The following is a 24,692-nucleotide window of genomic DNA, read 5'->3' as shown; positions in this document are numbered from 1 at the left end:
ATGTTGAATAATAAAACAGGAGGAGATTTGTAACATGACCAAACCAATGACAATGACCCAAAAAATATTAGCCGCTGCCGCCGGACTGCCGGATGTTGAACCCGGTCAACTGATCAGCGCCAAGCTTGACCTGGTCCTGGGCAATGACGTTACCGCGCCGGTGGCGGTCAAAGCTTTTAACGAAACCAACACCGTCCAGGTCTTCGACAAAGACAAAATCGCCATAGTTCCCGACCATTTTACACCCAATAAGGATATCAAGTCGGCCGAGCACTGTAAGCTGATCCGGGAATTTGCCCGCCGGATGGATATTACCCACTATTTTGAAGTCGGCGAAATGGGAATTGAGCATGTATTGATCCCGGAGAAGGGTTTGGCCAAACCCGGCGATGTCATCATCGGCGCCGATTCCCACACCTGCACCTACGGCGCTCTCGGCGCGTTTTCCACCGGCGTCGGCAGCACCGACATGGCGGTGGGAATGGCTGCGGGTTATGCCTGGTTCAAAGTGCCGTCCGCCCTTCAGTTTGTGCTTACAGGCAAGCCGGCCAAATGGATAAGCGGCAAAGATGTCATCCTCCATATTATCGGTATGATTGGCGTGGATGGCGCACTGTATCAGTCCATGGAATTTGCCGGTGACGGGCTGCAGTATCTTTCCATGGATGACAGATTCACCATTGCCAATATGGCCATCGAGGCAGGCGCCAAAAACGGCATTTTCCCGGTTGATGAACAAACCATTGCCTATGTAAAAGGACGTACCGGCCAAGAATTCAGAGTGTTTGCCGCCGATGCCGCCGCTCCCTACAGCCGGGTTATTGAAATTAATTTGAGCGCGCTGAAACCGACGGTAGCTTTTCCCCATTTGCCGGAAAACACCAAAACCATAGACCAGGTGGGTGATGTGGCAATTGATCAGGTTGTGATCGGGTCCTGCACCAACGGCAGAATGGAGGATCTGCGAATCGCCGCATCCATCTTAAAAGGCAAAAAAGTTAAAAAAGGCTTACGGTTGATTATTCTTCCCGGTACGCAGGACATAGTGCTGCAAGCCATGGATGAAGGGCTTGTCCGGATTTTCATCGAGGCAGGCGGCGTGTTCAGTACTCCCACCTGCGGTCCTTGCCTGGGCGGCCATATGGGGATCTTGGCGGAAGGGGAACGGGCGCTGGCGACAACCAACAGAAACTTTGTCGGCCGGATGGGGCACCCGAAGAGCGAAGTATACCTGGCTAGCCCCGCAGTAGCGGCGGCGTCGGCTATTGCTGGCAAAATAGTAGCACCGGAGGAGGTAATGTAATTATGAAGGCAATTGGTGATGTTTTAAAGTATGGTGACAATATTGACACGGATGTCATTATACCGGCAAGATATTTGAATTCTTCCGACCCCCAGGAGTTGGCCAAACACTGTATGGAAGACCTGGATGCCGATTTTCTGAAAAAATTAAAAAATGGCGACATCGTCGTCGCCGGCCGGAATTTTGGCTGCGGTTCGTCCCGCGAACACGCTCCCATTTGTATTAAAGCTGCCGGCGTAGCCTGCGTAATTGCCAAAAGCTTTGCCCGGATATTTTACCGAAACGCCATTAATACCGGCTTTCCCATCCTGGAATGCGAAGAGGCGGTTAATGAGGCGGCAACCGGACATCAACTGGAGGTAGACTTTACCACCGGCACAATTAAAAACTTGACACTGAAAAAAGAATATAAAGCCCAGGCATTCCCTCAGTTTATTATCAAAATCATGGAAAACAACGGCCTGGTAAACTGCGTCAAAGAAAATACAATTAAATGGGGGAATAACCAATGAGCAACTCCAATGAAGCCAAAGCAAGCCGCAATGAATATAATATAGCCGTTATTCCCGGCGACGGCATCGGGGTTGAAGTTACGGCGGCGGCTCTGAAAGTGATGGAAAAAGTAGCCGCCAAGCATGAAGTAAAGCTAAACTTTACCGAACTATTAGCCGGCGGCTGTGCTATCGACAAGGCCGGCGAACCCTTGCCGAAAGAAACACTGGCTCAATGCCAAAAGTCGGATGCCGTTCTGTTGGGCGCGGTAGGCGGCCCCAAGTGGGATAATCTCAGCGGCGACAAGCGGCCGGAACAAGCTCTTCTCGGGCTGCGCGGCGGTCTGGGGCTATACGCGAATCTGCGTCCGGCCAGGATTTATGACGAACTGAAAGCCGCGTCACCCCTCAAAGACACCATTATTGAAAAAGGCATCGATCTATTAATCGTGCGCGAACTGACAGGCGGCATCTATTTCGGGGAAAAAGGCAGAACGACGGTGGATGGCTACGCTGCCGCCTATGACCATGAAGTCTACAATGAAAAAGAAATATCCCGGATAACCAGGACTGCTTTCGAAGCGGCCCGGAAAAGACGCCGCAAGGTTACCCTTGTGGACAAGGCCAATATCCTTGAATCCTCAAGACTGTGGCGGGAAGTGGTGAACAAAATCGCCAAGGACTACCCCGATGTTGCTATAGATTATCTGTATGTTGACAACGCCGCCATGCAACTGGTGAAAAACCCGGCCCAATTCGATGTAATCGTAACCAGCAATATGTTTGGCGATATCCTCTCGGATGAGGCGTCGATGATAACCGGTTCCATCGGCATGCTGGCCTCCGCCAGCTTAGGGGAGGGCAGCCTGGGCATGTACGAACCCATTCACGGTTCGGCGCCGGACATCGCCGGTCAGGATCTGGCCAATCCCCTGGCGCAGATATTATCCGCCGCCATGCTGTTTGAATATTCCCTGGGTATGGCGGAAGCGGCACGGGATATTGAAAAAGCGGTAAAAAGCGTCCTCGGCCAAGGGTATCGGACAGGGGACATTTGGACAGAAGGGTTCGAAAAAGTCGGTACCAAAAAAATGGGAGAATTGGTGCTGGCGGAAATATAGATACAGACAGTGAAGCCGCCATACCCGCCTCCAACAGGCAATAGCTATCGATAATAAAATTGATAAAAAATTGATAAATATTAATAAGTTTAAAAAACGGAAGGGGCTGCCGCAAAACGTTTTATGAAAAAACGCAATGCGGCGCCCCTTTTTTGCTCTAACAGAAAGTATAAGTACTTTCTGTTGACACATTGGGATAAATATTTTTTTCAGTAAACATCTCTGGATTAAAGCCTTATAAAAGAGGTTGACAGCTTCTCTTGTCAGCTTTGCTGACAGTATTCTCTAATCTGCCTATGCCTTCCAATTCAACCGCCACAGTGTCCCCTGCCTGCATCGGCCCTACTCCGGCCGGTGTCCCGGTTAATATTACATCACCCGGATATAGGGTCATAACCTGAGTGACAAACACCAGCAGTTCAGGAACTTTAAATATAAGATTACCGGTATTGGATGACTGGCAGGCCACATTATTTACATAAAGCGTAATATTGATATTATGCGGATCGATATCAGTCTCAATATACGGTCCCAGCGGCATAAAGGTGTCAAATGATTTGCCCCTGGTCCATTGTCCGTCTTTTTGTTGTAAATCGCGGGCGGTAACGTCATTGGCGCAGGTATAGCCTAATATATAGTCATAAGCATTTTCCACAGATACATGCCGGGCCTGTTTCTTTATGACTATCGCCATTTCCGCTTCATAATGGAGATTCTGTGAGATGGCGGGATACTCAATAATACCGCCGGGATGGTTTAGCGAAGATGAAGGTTTCAGAAACATCAGCGGCTCCGCCGGCAGCTTGAGGTTCATTTCCCTGGCATGGTCATAATAATTAAGTCCAATACAAACTCCCTTGCTGGGGATGCAAGGAGCCAGTAATTGTACATTATCAAGCGAAACGTATTCATCTGATACTTCATAGTTATTATAGTTATCATAGCTATTATGGTTATTATAGTTAGCGAAAATATTACCGTTAATAATGTTTATTTTTTTTTCATTTTTTTCATTTAATACGCCCCATTTATCCTGAGCGCCATATGTAAATCTGACTATTTTCAAGTCATTTCCCTCCGGTTATTTTCCTATTTTATAAATTTGGAGAAGGACATTTGCGGCATGGTTGGAATATTACTTTATTAGGCATACTTAGCAGCAAATACAACAAAAAATAATAAAAAGTAATATGCAACTTAAAAATGACAAACGGGTCGAGAGAGGGGTGAGTGTTGGCCTTTATGAATTCGGAAGCGGAAAATCAACAATTTTTGCCGCCTTTTGCCGGCAGTTTTGTAAAATATTATTTTGGGAATGGCAATAACTGCTGCCATGTGGATGCTGTCCATGCCGCTTCGCCTCAGGCCGACAGATTTACCGGCCAAATTGTTGCCGGTATTATGGCCAATACATGCTGTGCGGGAATTATCAGCACGGTGTCCCGAACCGTAGCCGACCTTAACCGGCCGCCCGGACCGGCAAATCAGGCGGCGGTAGCGGAATACCGCGCGGTAATCCGGGATATTTTGAAAAACTTAAATATACTAACCGGCACGGGCGACAAACTGCTTGCACCTTATTTGCATTTGGGGCTGCATGGCATGAAGGACCTTCATTATGGTCCGCTCAGTATGGAAGTAGGTACCATCCACGGTCATACATGTTCCCTGAAAATAAGGAAATGGTTTGGTGAAACTCTTAAAGAGAAGACAAAAGAGATATTTCCCGAAGTCAAGATTGTCTTCGACCAACATTGGGTAGGCAACCCGTCGCTGGCAGCCCATCGCTGGGGCGATAGCCGCCGCTATCCCGGTTATGGCCGGAACTATAATGCATTTCAGATTGAAATTTCGCGGACCCTTAGGGAAAAGCATCAACAGGAAATCATTAGTATTTTTTCTTCGATTGTGGAGCAATTTAAAGAATTTAAGGAATTTGAGGCATTTGACAAAGAGTTTCAAGCATAAAGGGAGGATAAGTATATAAGTATGAGACGCCGCAATCTTTTTATTTTAATGCCGGCTGCATTTATTTTAATGTTTATAACCGCCGCCTGCAGCCCAGGTGGTATCTTCGCTCCCAAGCCCTATAAGGAAACTCAGTTTCTGATGGATACCATTATTGAGATCACCGCCTACGGTTCCGGCAGTGAGGCGGCAGTGGAGGCCGCGTTTGGCGAATTTAAGCGGATACAAGGCTTGGCCGACCATTTTGATCCCAACAGCCAAGTGTCCAAAATCAACGCTATGGCCGGCAAGGCCCCGGTTCAGGTGGATCCCGAATTGATTTCCCTGCTGAAGCTGGCTCAGTCCCGGTCGGAAAAACTGGATGGCGCTTTGGATGTGACGGTAGGGCCGCTTACCCAATTATGGGGAATAGGACATAAGGGGGAATTCGTGCCTACCCAGGCCGAGATTGACAAAATGTTGCCGTTAGTCAATTATCGCTTGCTCCAGATTGATGAGACGAACAATACAGTGTTTTTACCCCAAGAAGGCATGAGCATCGATTTGGGGGCAGTGGCGAAAGGGTTTGCCAACCGCAAAGCCGTCGAAGTTATGAAGGCCAGGGGGATAAAGTCAGCCCTGCTCAACGCCGGCGGCGATGTCCGGGTTATCGGGACCAAACCGGATGGACAACCGTGGCGTATCGGCGTGCAGCATCCGCGGAATTCAGACGGGGTCATTGCCAAGATATCCATGACCGGCTGGGATGTCCTGGAGACGTCGGGAGATTATCAGCGATACTTCATCAAGGACGGGGTACGCTATTCCCACATCCTCGATGCCAGAACAGGCCGTCAGCCGGGTGAACTGGCCAGCGTCACCATGGTCACCAATTCCGCCGACGAAAACCATATCCTAAGCACCGCCATATTTATCCTCGGCGCCGAACGGGGGCAGCAACTGCTGCGCCACTATTTTCCCGAGGCGGAGGCGATACTTGTAACAGTTGACGGGAGAGTGATTTTGACCCCTGGGCTTGAGGGCAAAGTGGAAGTGACGCAGTAGTACTGAAACGTGTAGATTGCCTAAGATGTTGAGACGTTTACGATAAATGGAGTAGAATCGTACAATAGGATGGGCCTTAAACAAAGACCGCGCCTGAATGGGCCTTTCAGCCCTGATTTAGGCGCGGCTTTTATCTGTTAAATTTAATAAATATCCATTGGGCAAAAGCCCTGGCAAATCATTGACCTTTGCCGGCTATTTATTACTTCGTTTCTCTATCGTCTAATCCGTTAGGGCCAAAACTTATTCTTTATTGAGATATTCGTTAAATTTTCCACGTTTCGTGTAATGGGTATGCAGGAGATCATGGGACTTATGACCATTGGGGGCAACCAGGTATTCCTGATAAAGCTTGTTGATATACTCATTTTCATGAGACTTTCTCAGTGCTTTGCCTTCGTCTTCCTGGTAAATGGCCGCCATCCGTTTTTTGCGGATCTCCGGGGTTGTGGGTCTGGGCTGGCCGCCGCCGCCGATACAGCCGCCGGAACAACCCATCACTTCGATAAAGTGATACGGCGACTCGCCTTTGGCGATCTGATCCAAAAGGATTTTCGCCCCTTTCAGGCCGCTGGTCACCGCGATTTTAACGGTAAAGCCGTCCAGGAATTTATAGTCTTCCAGCGGGTCTTCAATCAGGATATCCGCTGTTTTGATTTGTTCCAAACCAACAATCGGGGTCACATGCAGTTTTTCAAACGGCAGTTCCCGTCCGGTAACTAGTTCATAAACCGTCCGCAGGGCGGCTTCCATCACACCGCCGGTCACCCCGAAGATATCGGCCGCCCCGGAGGAAAGGCCCAGCGGATTGTCAAACTGGCTGTCTGCCAGATTAACAAAGTCGATGCCGGCTTCCTTGATCATTTTGGCCAGTTCCCGGGTTGTGAGAACGGCATCCACATTGGGCACACCGTTATTTTTCATTTCCGGCCTGGAGATTTCAAACTTCTTGGCCGTACAAGGCATAATGGAAACAACAACCATATCCTTGGGATCAACCTTGATTTTCTCGGCATAATAGGATTTGGCCAGCGCTCCCAGCATGGTATGCGGGGATTTGCAGGTGGAAAGATGATCGAGTTCCTGCGGGAAGGCGTGCTCGACATACTTAATCCAACCGGGGCTGCAGCTGGTGACCATCGGCAGGGTCGCTTCCCCGCCGGTCAGGGCCTTTTTCACCCGGGTCAGGAGTTCGGTTCCTTCTTCCATAATGGTCAGGTCGGCAGCAAAGTTGGTGTCAAACACATCGTCAAAACCCATTTCGCGCAGGGCGGTGACCAGCTTGCCTGTAACGAGCGTTCCCGGAGCCAGGCCGAATTCTTCGCCGATAGCGGCCCTGATGGCCGGGGCCACCTGGACAACGACCCGTTTCTTTTTATCATTAATGGCTTTCCAGACACTCTGGATGGCATCGGTTTCCTTGAGGGCGCCAACCGGACAAACGACCGTACATTGACCGCAGTAAGCGCAGTTTACCGAATTAATCGGCAGATCCATGGCCGGCCCCACCACGGTTTTGAAACCCCGGTTCTGGGCATTGAGGATGCCGACGTTCTGAATCTCTTTACAAACCGTAATACACCGGCGGCACAGAATACATTTGGACATATCCCGCGTAATGGAAGGAGAAAAATCTTCAAACCCTTTGGAACGCTCTCCTTCAAAACGGGCTTCCGTCACACCCAGGCGGTTGCCGATTTCCTGCAGCTCGCAGCTCTGGTTGCGTTCACAGCTTAAGCAATCCTTGGGATGATCGGACAAAAGCAGCTCGTAAAGAACCTTCCTGGCTTTACGGACCTTTTCGGTATTGGTTTTAATGACCATCCCTTCCCGGACCGGAACCATACAGGAGGCCTGCAGGTTTCTGGCCCCTTCAACCTCCACCACACACAATCTGCAGGATCCGAATTGATGGACACCCTCCAGATAACAGAGGTTTGGAATATAAATATTATTCTGTTTAGCCGCTTCCAGGATGGTCGAACTTTCCGCTACGGAAACCGGCTTACCGTTAATCGTTAAATTGATCATGTCTTTCACCTACCTCCTGTCACAGCGTAAACAGCGCATCGATTCTGCAATTGCATTCAGCTTATGATAACCGCGGACCACTTCGCGGAAGCAGTCTTTTCTCTTTTCCGGATCAAGCACTTCCATCGGGAAGCGTTCATGTTCAACCAGTTCGTCTTCATCATTGGGCGCCGGAATGTCAATGGCTTCCCCTTTATTTAAGGTTCCCTTGCCGCCCAGGTACTGGTCGATCGAGATCGCGGCTTTTTTACCGTCGGCAATGGCCGTGATGGCCACATCGGAACCCCTGGCTACATCGCCGCCGGCAAAGACACCTTCCAGGGAGGTCATCAGCGTGTCCTTATCGGTGACGAAAGTGCCCCATTCCGTGACTTCCACTTCTTCTGTCTTGACAAAGGGCAGGTCGGAAGACTGGCTGACTGCCGGAATAACCATATCGGCTTTAATGGTAAAGGTGGACCCTTCTTTGACCTTTGGTCTTCTTCGGCCGGCCGAATCAAAACCGCCCAGTTCCATCCTGACACATTCAACGACTGCAACCTGACCGTCGCCCACGAAGCGAACCGGTGCCACCAGCGGAATGATTTCAATGCCTTCTTCCAGGGAATCGTGGATTTCCCTGGCATCGGCAGGCATATCTTCCACGGTTCTTCTATAGAGAATCTGCACTTTTTTGGCGCCCATGCGGAGAGCGGTTCTGGCCGCATCGATTGCAGTGTTGCCGCCGCCGATCACGGCTACGTTTTCCCCGATCTTCACCTTGCTACCCAGATTGACGTTGCGCAGGAACTCCAGACCATGGACCACGCCGGGCAGATCTTCACCGGGGATGCCAATCCGGTTGGAAAGCTGGGTACCGGTAGCGATGTAAACGGAGTCATGTTTCTGGCGGAGTTCGTCAAAGGTAATATCTTTGCCGACTTCCGTACTCAGGTGAATAGTAACGCCGACCTGTTCAATCAGTTTAATTTCATGGGCCAAAACATTGTTGGGCAGCCGGTATTCCGGAATACCAAAGGCCAGGACGCCGCCAGCGATGGATTGGGCTTCGTAAACATCAACGGCATAACCCAGCCTGGCCAGATAATAACCGCAGGTTAAGCCCGAAGGACCGGCGCCGATAATCCCGACGCTCTTGCCGTTTGTGGGATAAACAATGTCTTTGTTGAAAGCCTCTTCGTGTTTGAAGGCATAGTCGGCCACAAAACGCTTGAGGTCGGAAATAGCCAAGGCTTCATCCAATTGATTTCGGCGGCATTTGCTCTCGCAGGGATGGGTGCAGATTCTCCCGCAAACCGCCGGGAAGGGATTTTCCTGCCGGATCAGGTTATAAGCGTCAATAAACCGGCGGGAGGAAACCAGGGCCATATAGCCGGGAACATTGACACTGGCCGGACAGGCATTTTCACAAGGCGAGATAAACAGTTCGGAACAGACCCCGGCCCGGCAGTATTTATATTTAATGTGTTCTTCATATTCGTGACGGAAATATTTGATGGTACTTAAAACCGGATTGGGAGCGGATTGTCCTAAGCCGCACATGGCCGTCTGCTGGATGCTTTCACTGAGTTCTTCCAACAGTTCGATGTCGCCTTCCCGGCCTTGGCCTTTGGTGATCCGTTCCAAAATCTCCAGCATTCGTTTGGTGCCTACCCGGCAAGGGAGGCACTTCCCGCAGGATTCATCCTGGATGAACTCCATGAAATACCTGGCGGTATCCACCATACAGGTATCTTCGTTCATGACGATCAGTCCGCCGGAGCCCATGATCGCGCCTAACTTGATGATATGTTCGTAGTCGACCGGCGTATTTAAATATTCCTTGGTAATACAGCCGCCGGAAGGTCCGCCGGCCTGGGCCGCTTTAAACGGTTTGTCGCCGGGAATGCCGCCGCCGATCTTAAAGAGAATATCGCCCAGGGGAGTTCCCATCGGAACTTCGACAATACCGGTATTGACAATATCTCCGGCCAAAGCGAAAACTTTGGTCCCTTTGCTGGTCTCGGTGCCAAACTGGGAAAACCAGTGGGAGCCTTTGAGGATAATGGGCGGAACATTGGCGTAAGATTCCACGTTATTAATGATGGTCGGCTTGCCAAACAAGCCGCGTTCAAAGGGGAACGGCGGTTTTTGTCTCGGTTCACCGCGCTGTCCTTCAATGGAGGCCATGAGGGAGGTTTCTTCACCGCAAACAAAGGCACCGGCCCCAATCCGGATCTCCAAATCAAACTGAAAATCGCTGCCGAACAGTTTTTCCCCCAGCAAACCATACTGACGGGCTTCATCGATGGCAGCGCCTAAACGTTCCACCGCAATCGGGTATTCGGCGCGGACATAGACATAACCCATGGTCGCCCCAATGGCGTAGCCGCCTAACATCATTCCTTCAATGACGGTGTGCGGATCGCCTTCCAGGATGCTTCTGTCCATAAAAGCACCGGGGTCGCCTTCGTCGGCATTACAAACAATATATTTCTGATCGGCCTCCGCTTTCATTCCGGCTTCCCATTTAATACCGGCCGGGAACCCGGCGCCGCCGCGCCCTCTGAGACCCGATTTTTTGACTTCTTCCACGACCTCTTTATCGGTCATGCCGCCCAAGGCTTTGGCAATGGCAAAATAGCCGTCTCTGGCAATATAGGCTTCGATAGAAGAATAATCAATCAAACCGCAGTTGCGTAAGGCAATCTTGACCTGATCCTTAAAGAAATTAATATCATGGATATTGGGAATGTGTTTTTGCAGGGCGTGATCATAGAAGGTATATTGTTCAAGGATCGTGCCGTTGATGATATGGGATTTAACAATCTCCGCCATTTTGGCCGGGTTAACTTCGGTATAGAAGGTTTGATCCGGCAGGATCAGGACAACCGGTCCCACCGCACAGGTACCCATACAGCCGGTTTCAATGACGGCAACCTTATTTTTAAGGTTAAATTCGGCCAGACTTTTCTCTAAGGCAGCCTTGATTTCGCTGCAGTTGGAAGAGACACAACCGGCCCCACCGCAAACCAGCACCTGGTAATTATACTTCGCTAATTTTTCATTATAGTTTATTTTAATATTTTCTAAATCACTGATGCTTTTAATCGCTGTAACGCTCATTTCTTCACCTCCAAGCCTCTTCAATTAATACTTAGCCAAAATAGTTTCAAGTTTATCAGGGTTGACCTGCTTGTAGACAACATCATCAATCATCATCGCCGGAGCTAAACCGCAGGCGCCGATACATCTGGCCACTTCGAAAGTAAATTTTTGATCCTTGGTCGTGCCCCCGACCTTTACATCAAGAATTTCTTCCAGACGGTCCACTATCTTTTTACCGCCCCGGACATAGCAGGCTGTTCCTAAGCAAACCCTGATTGTATGTTCGCCTCTGGGTTCGGTGGCAAAGAAAGAGTAAAATGTTACCACGCCGGATACTTCGGAAAGCGGCTTTTCCATCCCTTCCGCAATAAACTTTTGCAGGTCAAGCGGCAGATAGCCATAAATACTTTGGGTTAAATGCAGGACTTGGATCAGGCTTCCTTCTTTGTTTTTGTACTTTGCAATAACTTCCGCAATTCTGTCATATTTCTGCTGGTCTTGTCCATCTTCGCAGCAGCACTGACATTTTTTTTCTTCGCAGCTCATCGTTAACCCCCTGAAAATACTTTGTTGTTCTAGCACTCAAAAATAGCGCCGCTGTAAATATTTTCTGATTGTCAGACAAAAGTCACATATCTGAATTCTCTGGAATTCCCTGTAAAATTATAGCATTTTTTTTGGTGTTAATCAATATGCAAAAACAAATTCTATGACAATAATTCGCAACAAGAGACAACAATGTACAACAAGGGACAACAAGAGATAAAACAAGGGACAAAATAAGGGACAACAAGAGACGTTCCTGCGTGAGTCAAGGGGACGGTTCTCCGACTCATTTTGGCAGAAATCTCATTTGAACATGACCGATACTTGCAGACCCGTCAATCGGAAGTTTTGCGGGACAAAAGGGAATGTTAAAGTATTTTGTGTAAATGGATTTTTCCACTTCTTTCGGACCTAGTACCTTGTTACCTCTAAAAGCAAGGGTAAGTTTGCAGGATTTTTCCGCCCTGCTTCGTTGTCGTCGCCTTACATATTCTCGATATGCGCGGCTCCTCCGCCTCGCAAGCCGAAAAAAGACTGCAAGATTATCCATGTATTTAGGTGACGCAGAGTACTAGATGCGGGCAGATATCAACAAATAAAAGTTGTTGTACACCAATGTGTAAAATATGCACTGTTCAATTAAATCTTAACATTAATGCCGCACGAATTTAGCTAGAGTACTAGATGCTTCTGTTTTAGTTGAGCAGCTGTATTTTTAGATCAAAAAGAGAGCGTCTATTCCTATAGGATAGACGCCAATTTATAAGATGCTATAAATTTTAAGTAATCTCCGGTTGGCATCTCTTGCCAGTTATTAAACCTACTGCGACCAGTAGAATAAGGAATGAGTAACCGGCCATGGATGTCTGAAAACCGGCACATATTGCAATTTGATTAATTATCGGGGGGCCAAAAAACATTCCGATACCCCAAAAAAGATAGTAAGCTCCAGAAATCGTACCTTTTAAATAGTCCGGTACGATTTCATTCAAAACGCCCATGGAGGCGAGATAAAAAACGCCCATCCCTAAACTCGCGACTGTAAAAACCAATAAGACTAGAGGCAGACCTAAGAATGGGGCGAAAGCTATCCCGCCGGCAGCGACAAGCAGTCCGACAATCATAAATATATTCCGCCCAAATCGGTCGGATATAGGGCCGGTAATAATCTGTGAGAGACTTATCGCCATATAGAACATAGAGAAAAATATTCCAATATCAACTGCGTTGAAGGACTACCCGGAAGATATCCTTCATATTTGCAGTATTTTTGTAATATGAGGAAATGGCAGGAAGTCCATCGGATTTTAATTGATATTGCATAGTTAACATTCCTAGGCATCAGAAAAAGCACCGCAAATTAGACACTTTCGCATATACGCCTATAGCAACCAGCCATAATCCTGTCGGGTATCCACAACCGCATCCACGTAAACGACAGCGCCTTTGACTTGGTAAATCAAAAGATACCTCTTTTCAAGCAGAAGTTTTCGATATTTTCCCGGCGTAATCAGCGGATCCATCAAGACCGGGTTCCTTTTGGGATATTGTTCCAATGATTTAGCTTTACTCTGAAAATCTTCAATAAGCCGCACGGCTGCCGCTTCACTGACCTGGGCCAGAAACCGGGCATGAGAAACCAGCATTTGTGCGGCTTCCTCTGAGACTATGACCGTAAATATTCTATTTTCGGTGTCCATCCAGCACCTCACGGACAGCTGCCTTCATCATGGCGGATACATCGTCTACGGAACGACCCGTATTTCCTTGCAGCCGGCTCTCTTCGGCAATAACCAGGCTTTCCCGCAAGCGCAGCATACTTTCCCTGCGCATATAGGTTGCAATATCCATAACCACAAGGTCACCTTCGCCGTTTTTGGTCAAATAAACCGGCTCTCCCGAGCGCTTACATAACTCGGATACCTCGTTATAATTTTTACGGATCGCGGCTGACGGCTTTATATTCATCATGCAAACCTCCTTTGTGGCATTTTTATATGCTTATTATATGCTAATATTACTACTCATAGTCAAATTTGTCCAGCCTTTGAGTCAAGGGACGGTTTGAAATTGCTGAAAAAGTACTCTGTCACGCTAACCGAACACTGCATATGGTTAATAATTACGGAATAAATACTATATGTTGTAGTTTGTCTATACCCGAATAGACTTTTTCAGTGGTTTCGGACGGTTTTTTGACTCGATTTAAAATACTGATTTGATCCTGCCATCACATTGGTACAAAATTAGACTTCCAAGATTCTTAGCTTCCATCTATATGACCCTTATGTTGGAAACTCCGATCATCGAGGGCACATTGTACAATGAACAATGACATATTGCAATGCTGTTCGTTGTCTATTTAGGTATACTCTCAAAAAATACTTGACTTGGAGTTAACTCTAAATGCTAGACTAAATAGAGGTGAAAACGCATGACGATTGCAGGAGTAAGTCAAAAATTTAATGTTTCACAGGATACACTCCGCTATTATGAACGCATCGGACTGATTCCGCGGGTGAACCGCAATAAAAGCGGAATGAGGGATTATACGGAAGATGACTGTAAGTGGGTCGAATTTATCAAATGTATGCGAGGTGCAGGCCTTCCAATTGAAGTATTGATTGAGTATGTTGGGCTGTTTCAACAGGGTGATGAAACCATTGACGTAAGAAAAGAACTCTTAATCGAGCAGCGTAAGCAACTCATAACGAGAATGGAAGATATGAAGAAAACGTTGGAACGCCTGGATTATAAAATTGCAAGATATGAACAGACAGTAGTTGGAAAAGAAAAAACACTAAGAAGACCGGAGGATTAGCATAAAGAGGAGGACATAACAATGGCACAAATCACATTGGGAAGTACCGGGATTACAACTGACCGTAATGCCTTTGGCGCACTGCCGATTCAAAGAGTAAATATGGAGACTGCGGTCAAAATTTTAAGGAAGGCATATGCAGGAGGTATGACCTTCTTTGATACTGCACGAATGTACTCAGACAGTGAGGAAAAGATAGGACAGGCATTTGCGGGAATGCGTGAGAAGATTTTCATCGCGACTAAGACGCATTCCAATACGCCGGAAAAATTTTGGAAAGATCTAGAGACTTCTTTATCACTCCTTAAGACAGATTACATTGATATTTACCAGTTCCATTGGCCAAGCGTCTGCTATAAACCGGGGGATGGATCGGGAATGTACGAATGTATGCTGGAGGCAAAAAAACAGGGCAAAATCAGACACATTGGCCTGACGAATCATAAATTGGGTTTGGCCCATGAATGCATCGACTCCGGACTGTATGAGACCTTACAGTATCCATTAAGTTATCTGTCGTCAGAAAAGGAGATTGAACTGGTAGGAAAATGTAAGAAGACGGACATGGGATTCATTGCCATGAAGGCTTTATCAGGAGGATTGATTACGGATTCTGCCGCGGCATACGCATTTATGACACAATACGATAATGCGCTTCCTATCTGGGGCATCCAGCGGGAAACGGAACTGGATGAGTTTTTAAGTTATAAGGATAACCCGCCGCAGTTAACCGGCGAAAGAAGAGCATTGATTGAAAAAGATAAACAGGAGTTGACCGGGGAATTCTGCAGGGGCTGCGGCTACTGCATGCCGTGTCCGGCCGAAATTGAAATCAATAACTGTGCAAGGATGTCCCTATTAATCAGACGTTCCCCGTCTGAAAATTGGCTGACGCCGAAGGCACAGGAAATGATGAAAAAAGTTGAAGGATGTCTTGCATGCGGAAAATGCGCATCCCAATGCCCATATGGCCTAGATACGCCGGAATTGTTAAAGAAGAATTATGCAGATTATAAAAAGATTCTTGCGGGTGAAGCGGAAGTAAAATAAGAATGAAGATGAGTCGAGGGACGGTTCCGAGACTCATCTTGACAGAAACCTCATTGGAACATGGTCGATACTGATCTTCTTTAGGTCAGCCGGATTTTTGCTTTCTGGCGTGGCTGTATCCTTTCAAGATACATAACAATCATCGATTTGTAATTGACGTCAGATAGCTTCAAAATTTCTACAATAAAATTTGAAGGTCTTTTAAGATTGATTTCGTAATCCATCTAGCCTTTCCGCTGGTTGCGCCATCCGGAGCTTGGATGTATCATTGGTTTGGTTAATATAATTTAGAAACCCCTCGCTCAGGTTGGAGCGAGGGATTTCTAATTTTTTATGTTATGTTGATTATTATGTATGAATAAGGTAAAATTATAAATAATAATATTATTAATTAGGATGGTACTTAATAATGAAAGACACAATACATCTTCTCCGTGAAAAAGGATTTAAAGTAACCCCGCAGCGGCGGGCCGTCATTGAAGCACTGTTGGAATGCGGCAAGTTTCCGACGGCGCAACAGATTCTCGAATACGTGAGGAAAATACACCCGGAAATAGGGGTTGACACTGTATATCGAAACTTAAACCTGCTGGCTGACATTGGCGCTATCCAGCAAATTAACGTTCGCGGCCGCGATGGTAATGTATTTGAACTGACGCAAGGCCATCATCACCATTTTATCTGTCTTGGTTGTGGCCATACCCAATGTCTGGATTATTGTCCGGTACGTGAAAAAGATTTAGAGCAGACTGCGACTGCCTATGAATTTGACATTGTAAGCCATTCCCTTGAGTTTTATGGATTTTGCCAAAATTGCAGGGTTAATCGCGTTTAGGAGTGTGTGCCCAATGAATGTGGTGGATTTTGAAAAAGTATCATTCGCTTATTCGAGGGAAGTGATTGGTGAGGTACGGGCGTAAAATTAAAGCTAAATCGTAAAGGCGGACAGTTGCGATGTCCGTCTTTGTTTTTGCCGGGGGAGGCGGGACGTGATTTTATTATGATCAAATTTACTTTATATAGCATATCAATAAAGGAATAGCGAATTATATGCAGTATTCTTATCTAGGATATATAAATTCGACTGGCTAAAGGAGTTCCAGGTTATGAGTATATTTAAATCCAATTTACTTCTATTGCTGGCAGCGGCCATATGGGGATTTGCGTTTGTCGCCCAGCGGGTGGGGATGGAACATATTGGTCCCTTTGCTTTTAACGGGGTTAGATTTGCCCTCGGGAGTCTTTCCCTGGTTCCTCTTATTTTGTATTGTGACAATAAATCGCAAGATGTAAGCAGGCATTGGAGAAATTCCCTTCCGGCCGGTCTTTTGGCCGGACTGGTCCTGTTTTTAGGCGCTTCCTTGCAGCAGATCGGACTGGTCTATACCACAGCCGGCAAGGCAGCCTTTATTACCTGTCTGTATATTGTGCTTGTGCCTATTTTTGGAATATTCTTAAAACACCAGGCTGGTATGAGTACCTGGCTTGGTTCTTTACTTGCCGTCGCGGGATTATATTTTCTGTCTATTAAGGAGAGTTTCTCCATTGCTTATGGCGATCTGCTCGAACTTACCGGGGCTCTGTTCTGGTCATTCCATATCCTCATTATTGACCACTTTTCCCGGAAAGTGGATGTATTGAAGCTGGCCTGTCTTCAATGCATAACCTGTTCATTGCTGAGTTTGGGAACGGCTATGTTATTCGAAACAATAACCGCTGCCAGTCTCTCACAGGCGCTGATACCCATTCTTTACGGGGGAATTTGTTCTGTCGGAATTGCATATACCCTGCAAATCGTTGGCCAGAAACACGCCCCGCCATCCCATGCCGCTATAATTCTCAGCATGGAGACCGTCTTTGCGGTATTGGGCGGTTTTCTCTTACTTGATGAAAGATTGGGATTACAGGAGATTGCCGGATGCGGACTTATGCTGACCGGCATGCTTTTATCCCAGCTTCAAAGCCTGAAACCGGCAGCAAGCGGTAAATTAATAGAACGGGAAAGCTAACCGGCTGGCTCTGCCGGGTTAGCTTCATGTCTTACATTTGGTCACTTAACTGAACTCGTCCGTCTCTAGCCGGACGAGTTCACTCTTTTTCATTTGGCAGATCGATATATGTCACTGCGCAGGGGGGAATACATAGGGATTCTCAGGCGGCACAATTTCCTTAGCCGATACTACTTTAACCGTGCCGACGGTTTGATCCTCATATTTCCCCATTTGGATGACGCCTTGTACCTGCAGCCATTTGCCGTCTTCATACTTGTCCGCATCCTTGATTTCGCACAATACTCCATAAGGCAGCGCATCAGCCGAGCAACAGGTAATCACATATCTGACAAGATCAAGCTGGTTGGGTAAAAGGGCGGAACTTCTAAATACAAAGCCGGTCATACTGATTTCCTTCCCAATATAATCCGCCGGGAAAAGCTGTATTTCCGACATTACTTCCGTATAGTTCTTGTCGGTAACTTGTATTGTCCGGCTTTGCGACAATTCCTTGGCCAGGGGTCTTGATATACCGCTAAGATCAGCGCTTGATTTGGCAGGGACCTTACTGTTCAATCCTCTATTTTCCACTAACTTTGCATCAAGTGAATTGGTTGGCACAAGAAAAGCCAGCAGTAAAGCGATGATAAAGGGTATATAAACCCATTTACCGCTATGGGAGTGGCAGCAGGAAGACGCTGTTGGTTTGTCTTGCCCGATTATTTTGCCGGCTTGCAGTAAAAACAGAGGAATAAGGAAATAAACCGTTAACTCCGTCATGGTGACAAAGCGAGGGTGGATATAGAGGGTGATCTGACCAGTAAAATTTAAATAAAAAAACCAGGCAATAAACCCGAGCAAAATTGTCGATCTAACTACGGCATCCATATCAAGGCTCATTCGCTTTCCCAATTGTTATCTTCTCCTTTAAAGCTGGTTGATAAAGAAGGCGCCGCCGGCGCACAAGACGGTTGTAATAATGATTAGCAGCACTACAAAACGCGACTTAAAAGTGTGCAGCAGCATGATGGTGTTTTTAAGATCAAGCGCGGGACCGAAAACCATGAAGGCGAGCAGGGAACCCGGCGTGAAACTGGCACTGAAAGAGGCGGCTATGAAAGCATCGGCTGACGAACAAACCGATATGGCAAAGGCAAAGGCAATCATAGAAAAAATGGATGCAAGCGGATCCTGACCGACTGACAGCAACAGCGCCCTTGATATTACCGTTTGGGCAATAGTTCCCAAGAATGCGCCCAGGATTAGATATTTTCCCATTTCAAAAAACTCGTCGCCGGCATCGGCTAATGTCTTAAAAATTTTTCCAGTAAAAGATAGTGGGACAGGAGAATCACTGTCCGGGCAGCTGCAGTCGGAGAGGTGATAATGAGCGCTTCTTAGCTGACTGCCTATGACAAACTGACTAAGTAATGCGCCGGTGAGGAAGGATACAAAAAAAGTTAACCCCAGCCGCAGATACACCATATTAAAATCAGTATAGCCGCGAAAAGCGAAAGTGGTAGCCGCTGCCGCCACCGGGTTTATGACCGGCGCCGCCAGCATAAATGAAACAGCGGTGTAGATTGGTACTTTTTTTAACACCAGTCTGCGGATAATAGGCACCATGCCGCAATCACAGACCGGAAAAATCACGCCTAGAAAGCAAGCAAGAAGAATGCTCAGGTATTTGTTTTTCGGTAAAACACGGCGAATCAATTCTTCGGAAACAAAGTTATGCAACAGGGCTGATACAAAAACACTGAGGAGAATAAAAGGCAGGGCTTCCAGGATTATGCTGAGAAAAATCATCTTAAAATTAATAAGATCGGCAATGCTGAAGCTCGCTAAGCGAAAAGAAAGCTCATCAATAAACCTATATAATTCCAAAGTAATCCCTCCAGTGGGGATGCTGTTAAACTTGTACGCAAGTAAAGATATTCACCGCGGCCATTTTTTATTACCCTAGAACCTTAAAATTTCATTTAAATTTCAATTGCAGCCTTTAGGCTATTCGTAACACAGGCTTAAGATTTTTGTCCACTCTCGCCAATTACAATGTAAATATGTTGAAAAACTTCGCCGGACAATGCGACTAAATTTAACAATATTTTTACAATATTTTAATACAATTTAGAAAATTTATCTTTTATAATAAATATTAGACAATTGAAATTATTGCTTAAGGGAGGTCTTGGTATTGATTCCGCAAAATCTATTTTTCCGTCTAAAGGCTAAAACCGCAAAACTGGCGACAGCACTGGCTGTTATTGTGTGCCTGCTGAGCAGCTTGACTGTAGGTTTGGCTGCGCCCGCACCATCGCCCATTACCGTCCTGCCTATCGACCAGGCTAAATTTGTGGTTGGACAAACATTCGACTTTCTGGTTGAAGTTAAAGACGCGACTTCCGCCGACATTCAAGTAACGGTAAATGGCACTGCCGCTGATAAATACTTTGGCAAAGCGGCGGCGGCCAAACTTGACGGTTCTCTTGCCTCATACCGCATCAACCAGGTTGCCTTCAAAAATCCCGGCAAGCTGGAAATTGCCGTAAAAGCCGGCGGGACAAGCCGGACGGTCAAATACGAGGCAGTAAATAATGTTGCACCGAAACGGGCAAAAAACGTAATTCTGTTTATTGGCGACGGTATGAGCCTGCCGGCCCGCCAAATGGCCCGCATTCTGTCCAAAGGCATTACCGAAGGCAAATATAACGACCTACTGGAAATGGAAAAAATGTCTAATATGTCTCTTATTACCACCTCCGGTTACGATTCCTTGGTTACCGACTCGGCCAACAGCGCTTCCGCTTACGCCACCGGGCATAAATCGGTAGTAAACGCCATGGGTGTTTACGCTGACAGCACCAAGGACCCCTTTGACGATCCCAAAGTTGAAAATATCGTTGAGCTTGCCAAACGCACCAAAGGCATGGCTACAGGAATTGTATCCACCGCCAATATTACCGATGCAACACCGGCTGCCATGGTGGCTCATACCCGCAGACGGGCCGAGCAGAACTTCATCGCTGAATCCATGCTTGATCCGGCCCATCGCCCGGATGTTATTCTTGGCGGCGGTTCCCGTCATTTCCTGCCCATGAGCACTCCCGGATCCAAACGGACTGACCAAAAGAACCTCGTCGAAGACTTCAAAAAACTCGGTTACAGCTTCTCGGGTACCAAGAGCGAACTTTTGGCTACGCCGGCCAGTGCCAGCAAACTGCTTGGCTTGTATCAACTGGACAATCTGAATGTTTACATTGACCGTGAAATGCTGAAAACCCCCAGTGTATTAGGCGGCTTTAACGACCAACCCAATCTGATGAACATGACCCAAAAAGCCATCGACGTTTTGAGCAAAAACCCCAACGGTTTCTTCCTGATGGTTGAGGGCGCTTCCATTGATAAACAGCTGCATGTACTGGACTGGCAGCGTGCCACATACGACACCATTGAAATGGACAAGGCGGTAGGCATTGCCAAAACTTTTGCCAAGAAAAACGGCGATACTTTGATTATTATTGTTGCCGACCACTCTCATGGCGCCAGCATCACCGGCACCTATCATGAGCTGGACGGCAAAAAAGGCCGGGAGGCGGTACGCACATATGCCGATTCCGTCTGGCCAACTTTTGAAGACAATAACAAGGATGGCTTTCCCGATGATCCCAATCCGGATATAACCTTGGCAGTTCAGTTTGCCAACCATCCGGACTTCAATGCTGACTACAGATTCAAAGCCGAGCCTACTGTACCGGCCATTATGGCTAAGGACAAAGCAGTGGCCAACCCCCAGACCACCGGTGAATTCCAGCCCGGCAACATTCCTGCATCCGACCCTTCCGAAGTGCATTCCGCCGATGATATAGTTTTGAATGCCGATGGTCCGGGCGCAGAATATTTTAACGGAGTTATGGACAATACCGAAGTCTTCTTCGCTATGGTCCGGGCGCTTGGTCTTGACGGCAAACGCGGTTTAAAATAGCCGGATTGCGAGGCTGATTGACATGAATAAAATTATTCCATGGCGATGGCTGATTGGAATTATTCTGGGCTTTATGTTAGCCGGAGGTTTTTCACCATGTGATCCGCCTGCTGCAAAGACGGTTCCTTACCGGGAACCGTCCCTTTTCTTTCGGACGGCGCAAGCAGCTCCGTTTTGGGACCAATGGTTTCTCGGTCCGGCGACTCCTGTCGAGTTTAGTGAAATGTACAGCGGCGCTTCGTCGCTGGGGCTGCAATTTTCCCAGAAATTAACTGATTTACAAGGAAAAAGAGTATCCATGACCGGTTTTATGGCGCCGCCGTTAAAGCCCACTCTGGCATTCTTCGTTTTGACGCAAGTGCCTATGGCTGTCTGCCCCTTCTGTTCGACCGATGCTGACTGGCCCAACAATATTGTGGTTGTTAAGCTGAAGGAACCGGTAACGGCCTTGCCTTTCGACCAGCCAATCCGCGTCACCGGCATACTGGAGTTGGGGAATGAACTGGATGCGGAAACCGGTTTTGTCAGCCTGGTGCGCATCCAGGCAGATAATGTGGAAAAAGCTGAATAACCGGTTAAATTAACCAGGGGGGGAAGCTCATGCTGGAAATTCATAATCTGGTAAAACAATTCCGTCACCCCAATGGTGAAATGATTACGGTAACTGCGGTGGATCAACTTCGTATTGGGCAAGGTGAACAGCTTATCCTGGCAGGGCCCAGCGGATCAGGTAAAACAACGCTGCTTCATCTGATCGCCGGTTTAATTTCTCCCACAGCCGGCGAAATACTTTGGGACGAGGAAAGAATCGACCATCTGCCGGAAGCCAGGCGGGACGCTTGGCGGGCCCATAATGTCGGCTATATATTTCAAAATTTTAACCTGCTTAACAGTCTTAGCGTGCTGGAAAATATTTTGGTAGCGGTTGCTTTTGGCAGTCGCAGCTCTTCCCAAGGCCGGCGGAATGAAATTTTGCCGCTATTGACAAAGGTAGGTCTGGCTGACAGGGCGGATGATAAACCGGCCCGCTTAAGCACAGGCGAGCAGCAGCGGGTCGCCGTGGCTCGCGCGCTGATAAACAAGCCGCGTTTGATTTTGGCGGACGAGCCTACCGCCAGTCTGGACCAAGGTAATGTGAAAGTTGTATTAGAGCTTTTGCAGGAATTATGCGAACAAAACCATAGTACTTTGGTCTTGGCAACTCACGACCGGGAGGTTATGTCCCGATTCCCGCGCATATTGGAAATGCGCCGGCAGGGGAGGGAGTTACCGTGATTCACCTGTTGATTGCCTGGCGGAACTTATGGTTTAAACCTGTGCAAAGTATGTTGACGGTCGCTGTGGTTGCAACTTCTCTGGCCATGACCATTACGGTGATGCTGCTGGCTTCCAGCATACAGGGTGGTTTGATCAAAGCTGCCGAGCCTTTTGACCTTATAGTCGGCGCCAAGGGAAGTCCCAACCAACTGGTGCTTAATACAGTATTTTTGCAGGATGTGCCTATCGGCAATATTGATTACTCCCTGACCAGGGAACTGGCTGCCAATCCACTGGTAGCCACAGCCATTCCTATCGGCTTTGGCGACAACTACCGGGGGTATCGCATCGTCGGTACCGAAGCGGCTATATTTGAGCACCGGATCAAAGCCGGACAATTGCCGTGGATTCAATTGGCCCAGGGCCACCCTTTCCGGGAACAGTATGAAGCGGTAATTGGCGCTAAGACTGCCGCGGAAACGGGTCTTAAATTAGGGGACCAATTTGTGTCGTCCCATGGGGTGGTAGCCGGCGGTGAATCCCACGCAGATAAAAAGTTTACAGTGGTAGGAGTCATGCGGCCTCTGAATGGACCGTACGATCAAGCCATTTTTGTCTCCCTTGCCAGCATATGGGACGTTCACAGCCATGCCCATGAAGAGGAAGGAACCGGTAAAGACAATGACCTGGATAATCATAACCAAACAAAACAAGGGGCGGAAGATGAACACAACAACCATTCAGATCAAGATAATGAACGCCAACATATTCGGGGCAATGATGATGAACACCACCAGGAGGAGGAACTGGGTACGACGGTTGTTCTCGTCAAACCGAAAGGCTATGCTGAGGCAATGCGCCTATATCAGGAATTCCAAAAAGACAAGAGAGCTCAGCTTATTTTTCCTGCCCAAGTTGTAGTGAAGCTATTTGCCATCCTGGGAGAAGGGGAAAAAGTACTGAGTATGATCGGCTATGCCGTTTTTGCCATGGCCATGCTGCTGGTTTCTTTTTCCTTGTATTGGTCGGCCCTTAGCCGCTCCCGGGAAAGAGCGGTATTACGAGCTCTCGGAGCCAGCCGGAAGGATATTTTTACCATTATTCTGGCGGAAGGAATGCTGCTGGTATGCTCCGGCATCTTGCTCGGAATCTTGGCCGGTCACGGCCTATTTACCTTAATTGCCGGCGCCTTGCAGAAAAAAACGGCAGTCGCTATTACTGGCGCATTTTCAACCGCTGAGGCATATACCATCATCGCGATTTTACTTGTCAGCATAATCGCAAGTGTTATTCCCGCCCTACATACCGCTAAAAGCAATATCGCAGCCGACCTGTGAAAACGGCGGGAATTCGCCGTTCTTAATGGAAAGTCCAGCATTCTGATTTCGTGGAATGCTGGATTTTTTATTATGTCGCGGAAAGAAAGCTCAAGATGTCCGGCAAATTTACGAATCACGTTTTGTTAAGCTGATCATAAAATGTATTAAAAATATATCATACATGGGGAGATATGAAAGATGCAATACTATGGCGAGCGCAAGTGTTGTGACCCCAGAAAGCTTAAACGTTCTCTCTGCCTGATCCTGGAAGCTTTAGGGGACGAAGTTAGTGACCGGGCCTTTTATCAGTGCCTGATCAAGATTGCGCCGGACTGTGATCAGCAGGAAATTATTAAATCCATTAGGGATGACGAAATTAAACATTTTAAGATGTTTCGCAGGATTTATCGGGAAATAACATGCGAGCAGCCGGTGCCAGACCAGCAAGAAAAATTTGAAGAGCCTGAAAGTTATTGTGCCGGAATTCAAAAAGCAATCTTTGGTGAGCTTAATGCGGTGGAAGTCTATCGCGAAATAATGTTTGGACTTTGCACGCGGAGACATAGGGATATGCTATTTGAAATCATTACGGACGAAATCAAGCATTCCGTCAAGTGGAATTTCCTATACACCAAAAATTGTTGTGAATGCGGATGCGATTAACGCCAAACAACTCTG

General features: G+C 47.4%; 23 protein-coding genes. 14 read left to right on the top strand and 9 right to left on the bottom strand.

Annotation, left to right across the window (positions count from 1 at the left end; translation table 11 throughout):
- Positions 1 to 34: 34 nt before the first annotated feature.
- From leuC to leuB, 3 genes are read left to right on the top strand one after another with little or no spacing between them, the layout of a single operon-like run.
- Positions 35 to 1,303: a 3-isopropylmalate dehydratase large subunit gene (leuC, locus tag MAMMFC1_RS04680; RefSeq protein ID WP_126306909.1), complete on the top strand. Its 1,269-nt coding sequence runs from the start codon at positions 35 to 37 to the stop codon at positions 1,301 to 1,303.
- Between the two features lie 2 nt (positions 1,304 to 1,305).
- Positions 1,306 to 1,815, top strand: a complete 510-nt coding sequence (gene leuD / locus MAMMFC1_RS04675) for a 3-isopropylmalate dehydratase small subunit (RefSeq protein WP_126306907.1) — start codon at positions 1,306 to 1,308, stop codon at positions 1,813 to 1,815.
- Entirely contained in the window at positions 1,812 to 2,915 is a 1,104-nt protein-coding gene (gene leuB, locus MAMMFC1_RS04670; RefSeq protein ID WP_126306905.1) for a 3-isopropylmalate dehydrogenase, read from the top strand. The genes leuD and leuB overlap by 4 nt, the downstream gene beginning before the upstream one ends.
- A gap of 235 nt (positions 2,916 to 3,150) precedes the next feature.
- Here the strand turns inward: leuB and MAMMFC1_RS04665 are convergent, their stop codons facing one another.
- Positions 3,151 to 3,981, bottom strand: coding sequence for a fumarylacetoacetate hydrolase family protein (locus MAMMFC1_RS04665; RefSeq protein ID WP_126306903.1), 831 nt, complete (start codon positions 3,979 to 3,981; stop codon positions 3,151 to 3,153).
- A gap of 167 nt (positions 3,982 to 4,148) precedes the next feature.
- On the opposite strand from MAMMFC1_RS04665, the gene MAMMFC1_RS04660 reads away from it, so the two are divergent.
- Positions 4,149 to 4,883 carry a hypothetical protein gene (locus MAMMFC1_RS04660; RefSeq protein ID WP_126306901.1) on the top strand — a complete coding sequence of 245 codons (735 nt, stop codon included), beginning with the start codon at positions 4,149 to 4,151 and terminating at the stop codon, positions 4,881 to 4,883.
- Between the two features lie 21 nt (positions 4,884 to 4,904).
- Positions 4,905 to 5,927: an FAD:protein FMN transferase gene (locus MAMMFC1_RS04655; RefSeq protein ID WP_232035665.1), complete on the top strand. Its 1,023-nt coding sequence runs from the start codon at positions 4,905 to 4,907 to the stop codon at positions 5,925 to 5,927.
- Positions 5,928 to 6,170: 243 nt separating this feature from the next.
- Here MAMMFC1_RS04655 and MAMMFC1_RS04650 read toward each other — a convergent pair whose 3' ends face one another.
- The 6 genes from MAMMFC1_RS04650 to MAMMFC1_RS04625 form a co-directional block, all read right to left on the bottom strand.
- Positions 6,171 to 7,958 (bottom strand): NADH-dependent [FeFe] hydrogenase, group A6, encoded by a 1,788-nt coding sequence (locus tag MAMMFC1_RS04650; RefSeq protein ID WP_126306899.1) that lies wholly within the window; start codon positions 7,956 to 7,958, stop codon positions 6,171 to 6,173.
- Positions 7,959 to 7,967: 9 nt separating this feature from the next.
- Positions 7,968 to 11,063, bottom strand: coding sequence for an NADH-ubiquinone oxidoreductase-F iron-sulfur binding region domain-containing protein (locus tag MAMMFC1_RS04645; RefSeq protein WP_126306897.1), 3,096 nt, complete (start codon positions 11,061 to 11,063; stop codon positions 7,968 to 7,970).
- A gap of 24 nt (positions 11,064 to 11,087) precedes the next feature.
- Complete coding sequence (locus MAMMFC1_RS04640) at positions 11,088 to 11,591, bottom strand: NADH-quinone oxidoreductase subunit NuoE family protein (RefSeq protein ID WP_126306895.1); 504 nt, start codon at positions 11,589 to 11,591, stop codon at positions 11,088 to 11,090.
- A gap of 779 nt (positions 11,592 to 12,370) precedes the next feature.
- Complete coding sequence (locus MAMMFC1_RS04635; protein WP_324332323.1) at positions 12,371 to 12,808, bottom strand: MFS transporter; 438 nt, start codon at positions 12,806 to 12,808, stop codon at positions 12,371 to 12,373.
- Between the two features lie 165 nt (positions 12,809 to 12,973).
- Positions 12,974 to 13,291, bottom strand: a complete 318-nt coding sequence (locus MAMMFC1_RS04630) for a type II toxin-antitoxin system RelE/ParE family toxin (RefSeq protein WP_126306891.1) — start codon at positions 13,289 to 13,291, stop codon at positions 12,974 to 12,976.
- Positions 13,275 to 13,562, bottom strand: coding sequence for a type II toxin-antitoxin system prevent-host-death family antitoxin (locus tag MAMMFC1_RS04625; protein ID WP_126306890.1), 288 nt, complete (start codon positions 13,560 to 13,562; stop codon positions 13,275 to 13,277). The genes MAMMFC1_RS04630 and MAMMFC1_RS04625 overlap by 17 nt, the downstream gene beginning before the upstream one ends.
- Before the next feature lie 463 nt (positions 13,563 to 14,025).
- Between MAMMFC1_RS04625 and MAMMFC1_RS04620 the strand changes: the two genes are divergently transcribed.
- The 4 genes from MAMMFC1_RS04620 to MAMMFC1_RS04605 all read left to right on the top strand — a co-directional run bounded on the left by MAMMFC1_RS04620 (position 14,026) and on the right by MAMMFC1_RS04605 (position 17,471).
- Positions 14,026 to 14,412, top strand: coding sequence for a MerR family transcriptional regulator (locus MAMMFC1_RS04620; protein WP_126306888.1), 387 nt, complete (start codon positions 14,026 to 14,028; stop codon positions 14,410 to 14,412).
- Between the two features lie 21 nt (positions 14,413 to 14,433).
- Positions 14,434 to 15,462, top strand: coding sequence for an aldo/keto reductase (locus MAMMFC1_RS04615; protein ID WP_126306886.1), 1,029 nt, complete (start codon positions 14,434 to 14,436; stop codon positions 15,460 to 15,462).
- 409 nt (positions 15,463 to 15,871) lie between these two features.
- Complete coding sequence (locus tag MAMMFC1_RS04610) at positions 15,872 to 16,297, top strand: Fur family transcriptional regulator (RefSeq protein WP_126306884.1); 426 nt, start codon at positions 15,872 to 15,874, stop codon at positions 16,295 to 16,297.
- A 271-nt stretch (positions 16,298 to 16,568) separates the two neighbouring features.
- Positions 16,569 to 17,471 (top strand): DMT family transporter, encoded by a 903-nt coding sequence (locus MAMMFC1_RS04605; RefSeq protein ID WP_126306882.1) that lies wholly within the window; start codon positions 16,569 to 16,571, stop codon positions 17,469 to 17,471.
- Positions 17,472 to 17,582: 111 nt separating this feature from the next.
- On the opposite strand, the gene MAMMFC1_RS04600 is transcribed toward MAMMFC1_RS04605, so the two are convergent.
- Entirely contained in the window at positions 17,583 to 18,365 is a 783-nt protein-coding gene (locus tag MAMMFC1_RS04600) for a TIGR03943 family putative permease subunit (RefSeq protein ID WP_126306880.1), read from the bottom strand.
- A gap of 15 nt (positions 18,366 to 18,380) precedes the next feature.
- Complete coding sequence (locus tag MAMMFC1_RS04595) at positions 18,381 to 19,340, bottom strand: permease (RefSeq protein ID WP_232035663.1); 960 nt, start codon at positions 19,338 to 19,340, stop codon at positions 18,381 to 18,383.
- Positions 19,341 to 19,650: 310 nt separating this feature from the next.
- Here MAMMFC1_RS04595 and MAMMFC1_RS04590 point away from each other — a divergent pair, with 310 nt between their 5' ends.
- The 5 genes from MAMMFC1_RS04590 (at position 19,651) to MAMMFC1_RS04570 (ending at position 24,677) form a co-directional block, all read left to right on the top strand.
- Positions 19,651 to 21,438, top strand: coding sequence for an alkaline phosphatase (locus tag MAMMFC1_RS04590; protein ID WP_232035662.1), 1,788 nt, complete (start codon positions 19,651 to 19,653; stop codon positions 21,436 to 21,438).
- Positions 21,439 to 21,460: 22 nt separating this feature from the next.
- Positions 21,461 to 22,009: a hypothetical protein gene (locus MAMMFC1_RS04585; protein ID WP_194085696.1), complete on the top strand. Its 549-nt coding sequence runs from the start codon at positions 21,461 to 21,463 to the stop codon at positions 22,007 to 22,009.
- Positions 22,010 to 22,038: 29 nt separating this feature from the next.
- Positions 22,039 to 22,713 (top strand): ABC transporter ATP-binding protein, encoded by a 675-nt coding sequence (locus MAMMFC1_RS04580; RefSeq protein WP_126306878.1) that lies wholly within the window; start codon positions 22,039 to 22,041, stop codon positions 22,711 to 22,713.
- Positions 22,710 to 24,032: an ABC transporter permease gene (locus MAMMFC1_RS04575; RefSeq protein ID WP_232035661.1), complete on the top strand. Its 1,323-nt coding sequence runs from the start codon at positions 22,710 to 22,712 to the stop codon at positions 24,030 to 24,032. The genes MAMMFC1_RS04580 and MAMMFC1_RS04575 overlap by 4 nt, the downstream gene beginning before the upstream one ends.
- Before the next feature lie 180 nt (positions 24,033 to 24,212).
- The gene (locus MAMMFC1_RS04570) at positions 24,213 to 24,677 is read left to right on the top strand and encodes a ferritin-like domain-containing protein (RefSeq protein WP_126306876.1); all 465 of its coding nucleotides are present in this window, start codon (positions 24,213 to 24,215) and stop codon (positions 24,675 to 24,677) included.
- The last annotated feature ends 15 nt before the right edge of the window (positions 24,678 to 24,692 follow it).

Source organism: Methylomusa anaerophila (assembly GCF_003966895.1).
Taxonomy (GTDB): domain Bacteria; phylum Bacillota; class Negativicutes; order Sporomusales; family Sporomusaceae; genus Methylomusa; species Methylomusa anaerophila.
Note: the sequence above shows the minus strand (reverse complement) of the source record. Positions and strands in the feature narration are given on the sequence as shown.

Coding starts and splice junctions, on each gene's coding strand:
- leuC (WP_126306909.1), top strand. CDS start 35: ATGACCAAACCAATGACAATGACCCAAAAAATATTAGCCGCTGCCGCC.
- leuD (WP_126306907.1), top strand. CDS start 1,306: ATGAAGGCAATTGGTGATGTTTTAAAGTATGGTGACAATATTGACACG.
- leuB (WP_126306905.1), top strand. CDS start 1,812: ATGAGCAACTCCAATGAAGCCAAAGCAAGCCGCAATGAATATAATATA.
- MAMMFC1_RS04655 (WP_232035665.1), top strand. CDS start 4,905: ATGAGACGCCGCAATCTTTTTATTTTAATGCCGGCTGCATTTATTTTA.
- MAMMFC1_RS04650 (WP_126306899.1), bottom strand. CDS start 7,958: ATGATCAATTTAACGATTAACGGTAAGCCGGTTTCCGTAGCGGAAAGT.
- MAMMFC1_RS04645 (WP_126306897.1), bottom strand. CDS start 11,063: ATGAGCGTTACAGCGATTAAAAGCATCAGTGATTTAGAAAATATTAAA.
- MAMMFC1_RS04640 (WP_126306895.1), bottom strand. CDS start 11,591: ATGAGCTGCGAAGAAAAAAAATGTCAGTGCTGCTGCGAAGATGGACAA.
- MAMMFC1_RS04630 (WP_126306891.1), bottom strand. CDS start 13,291: ATGGACACCGAAAATAGAATATTTACGGTCATAGTCTCAGAGGAAGCC.
- MAMMFC1_RS04625 (WP_126306890.1), bottom strand. CDS start 13,562: ATGATGAATATAAAGCCGTCAGCCGCGATCCGTAAAAATTATAACGAG.
- MAMMFC1_RS04620 (WP_126306888.1), top strand. CDS start 14,026: ATGACGATTGCAGGAGTAAGTCAAAAATTTAATGTTTCACAGGATACA.
- MAMMFC1_RS04615 (WP_126306886.1), top strand. CDS start 14,434: ATGGCACAAATCACATTGGGAAGTACCGGGATTACAACTGACCGTAAT.
- MAMMFC1_RS04610 (WP_126306884.1), top strand. CDS start 15,872: ATGAAAGACACAATACATCTTCTCCGTGAAAAAGGATTTAAAGTAACC.
- MAMMFC1_RS04605 (WP_126306882.1), top strand. CDS start 16,569: ATGAGTATATTTAAATCCAATTTACTTCTATTGCTGGCAGCGGCCATA.
- MAMMFC1_RS04585 (WP_194085696.1), top strand. CDS start 21,461: ATGAATAAAATTATTCCATGGCGATGGCTGATTGGAATTATTCTGGGC.
- MAMMFC1_RS04580 (WP_126306878.1), top strand. CDS start 22,039: ATGCTGGAAATTCATAATCTGGTAAAACAATTCCGTCACCCCAATGGT.
- MAMMFC1_RS04570 (WP_126306876.1), top strand. CDS start 24,213: ATGCAATACTATGGCGAGCGCAAGTGTTGTGACCCCAGAAAGCTTAAA.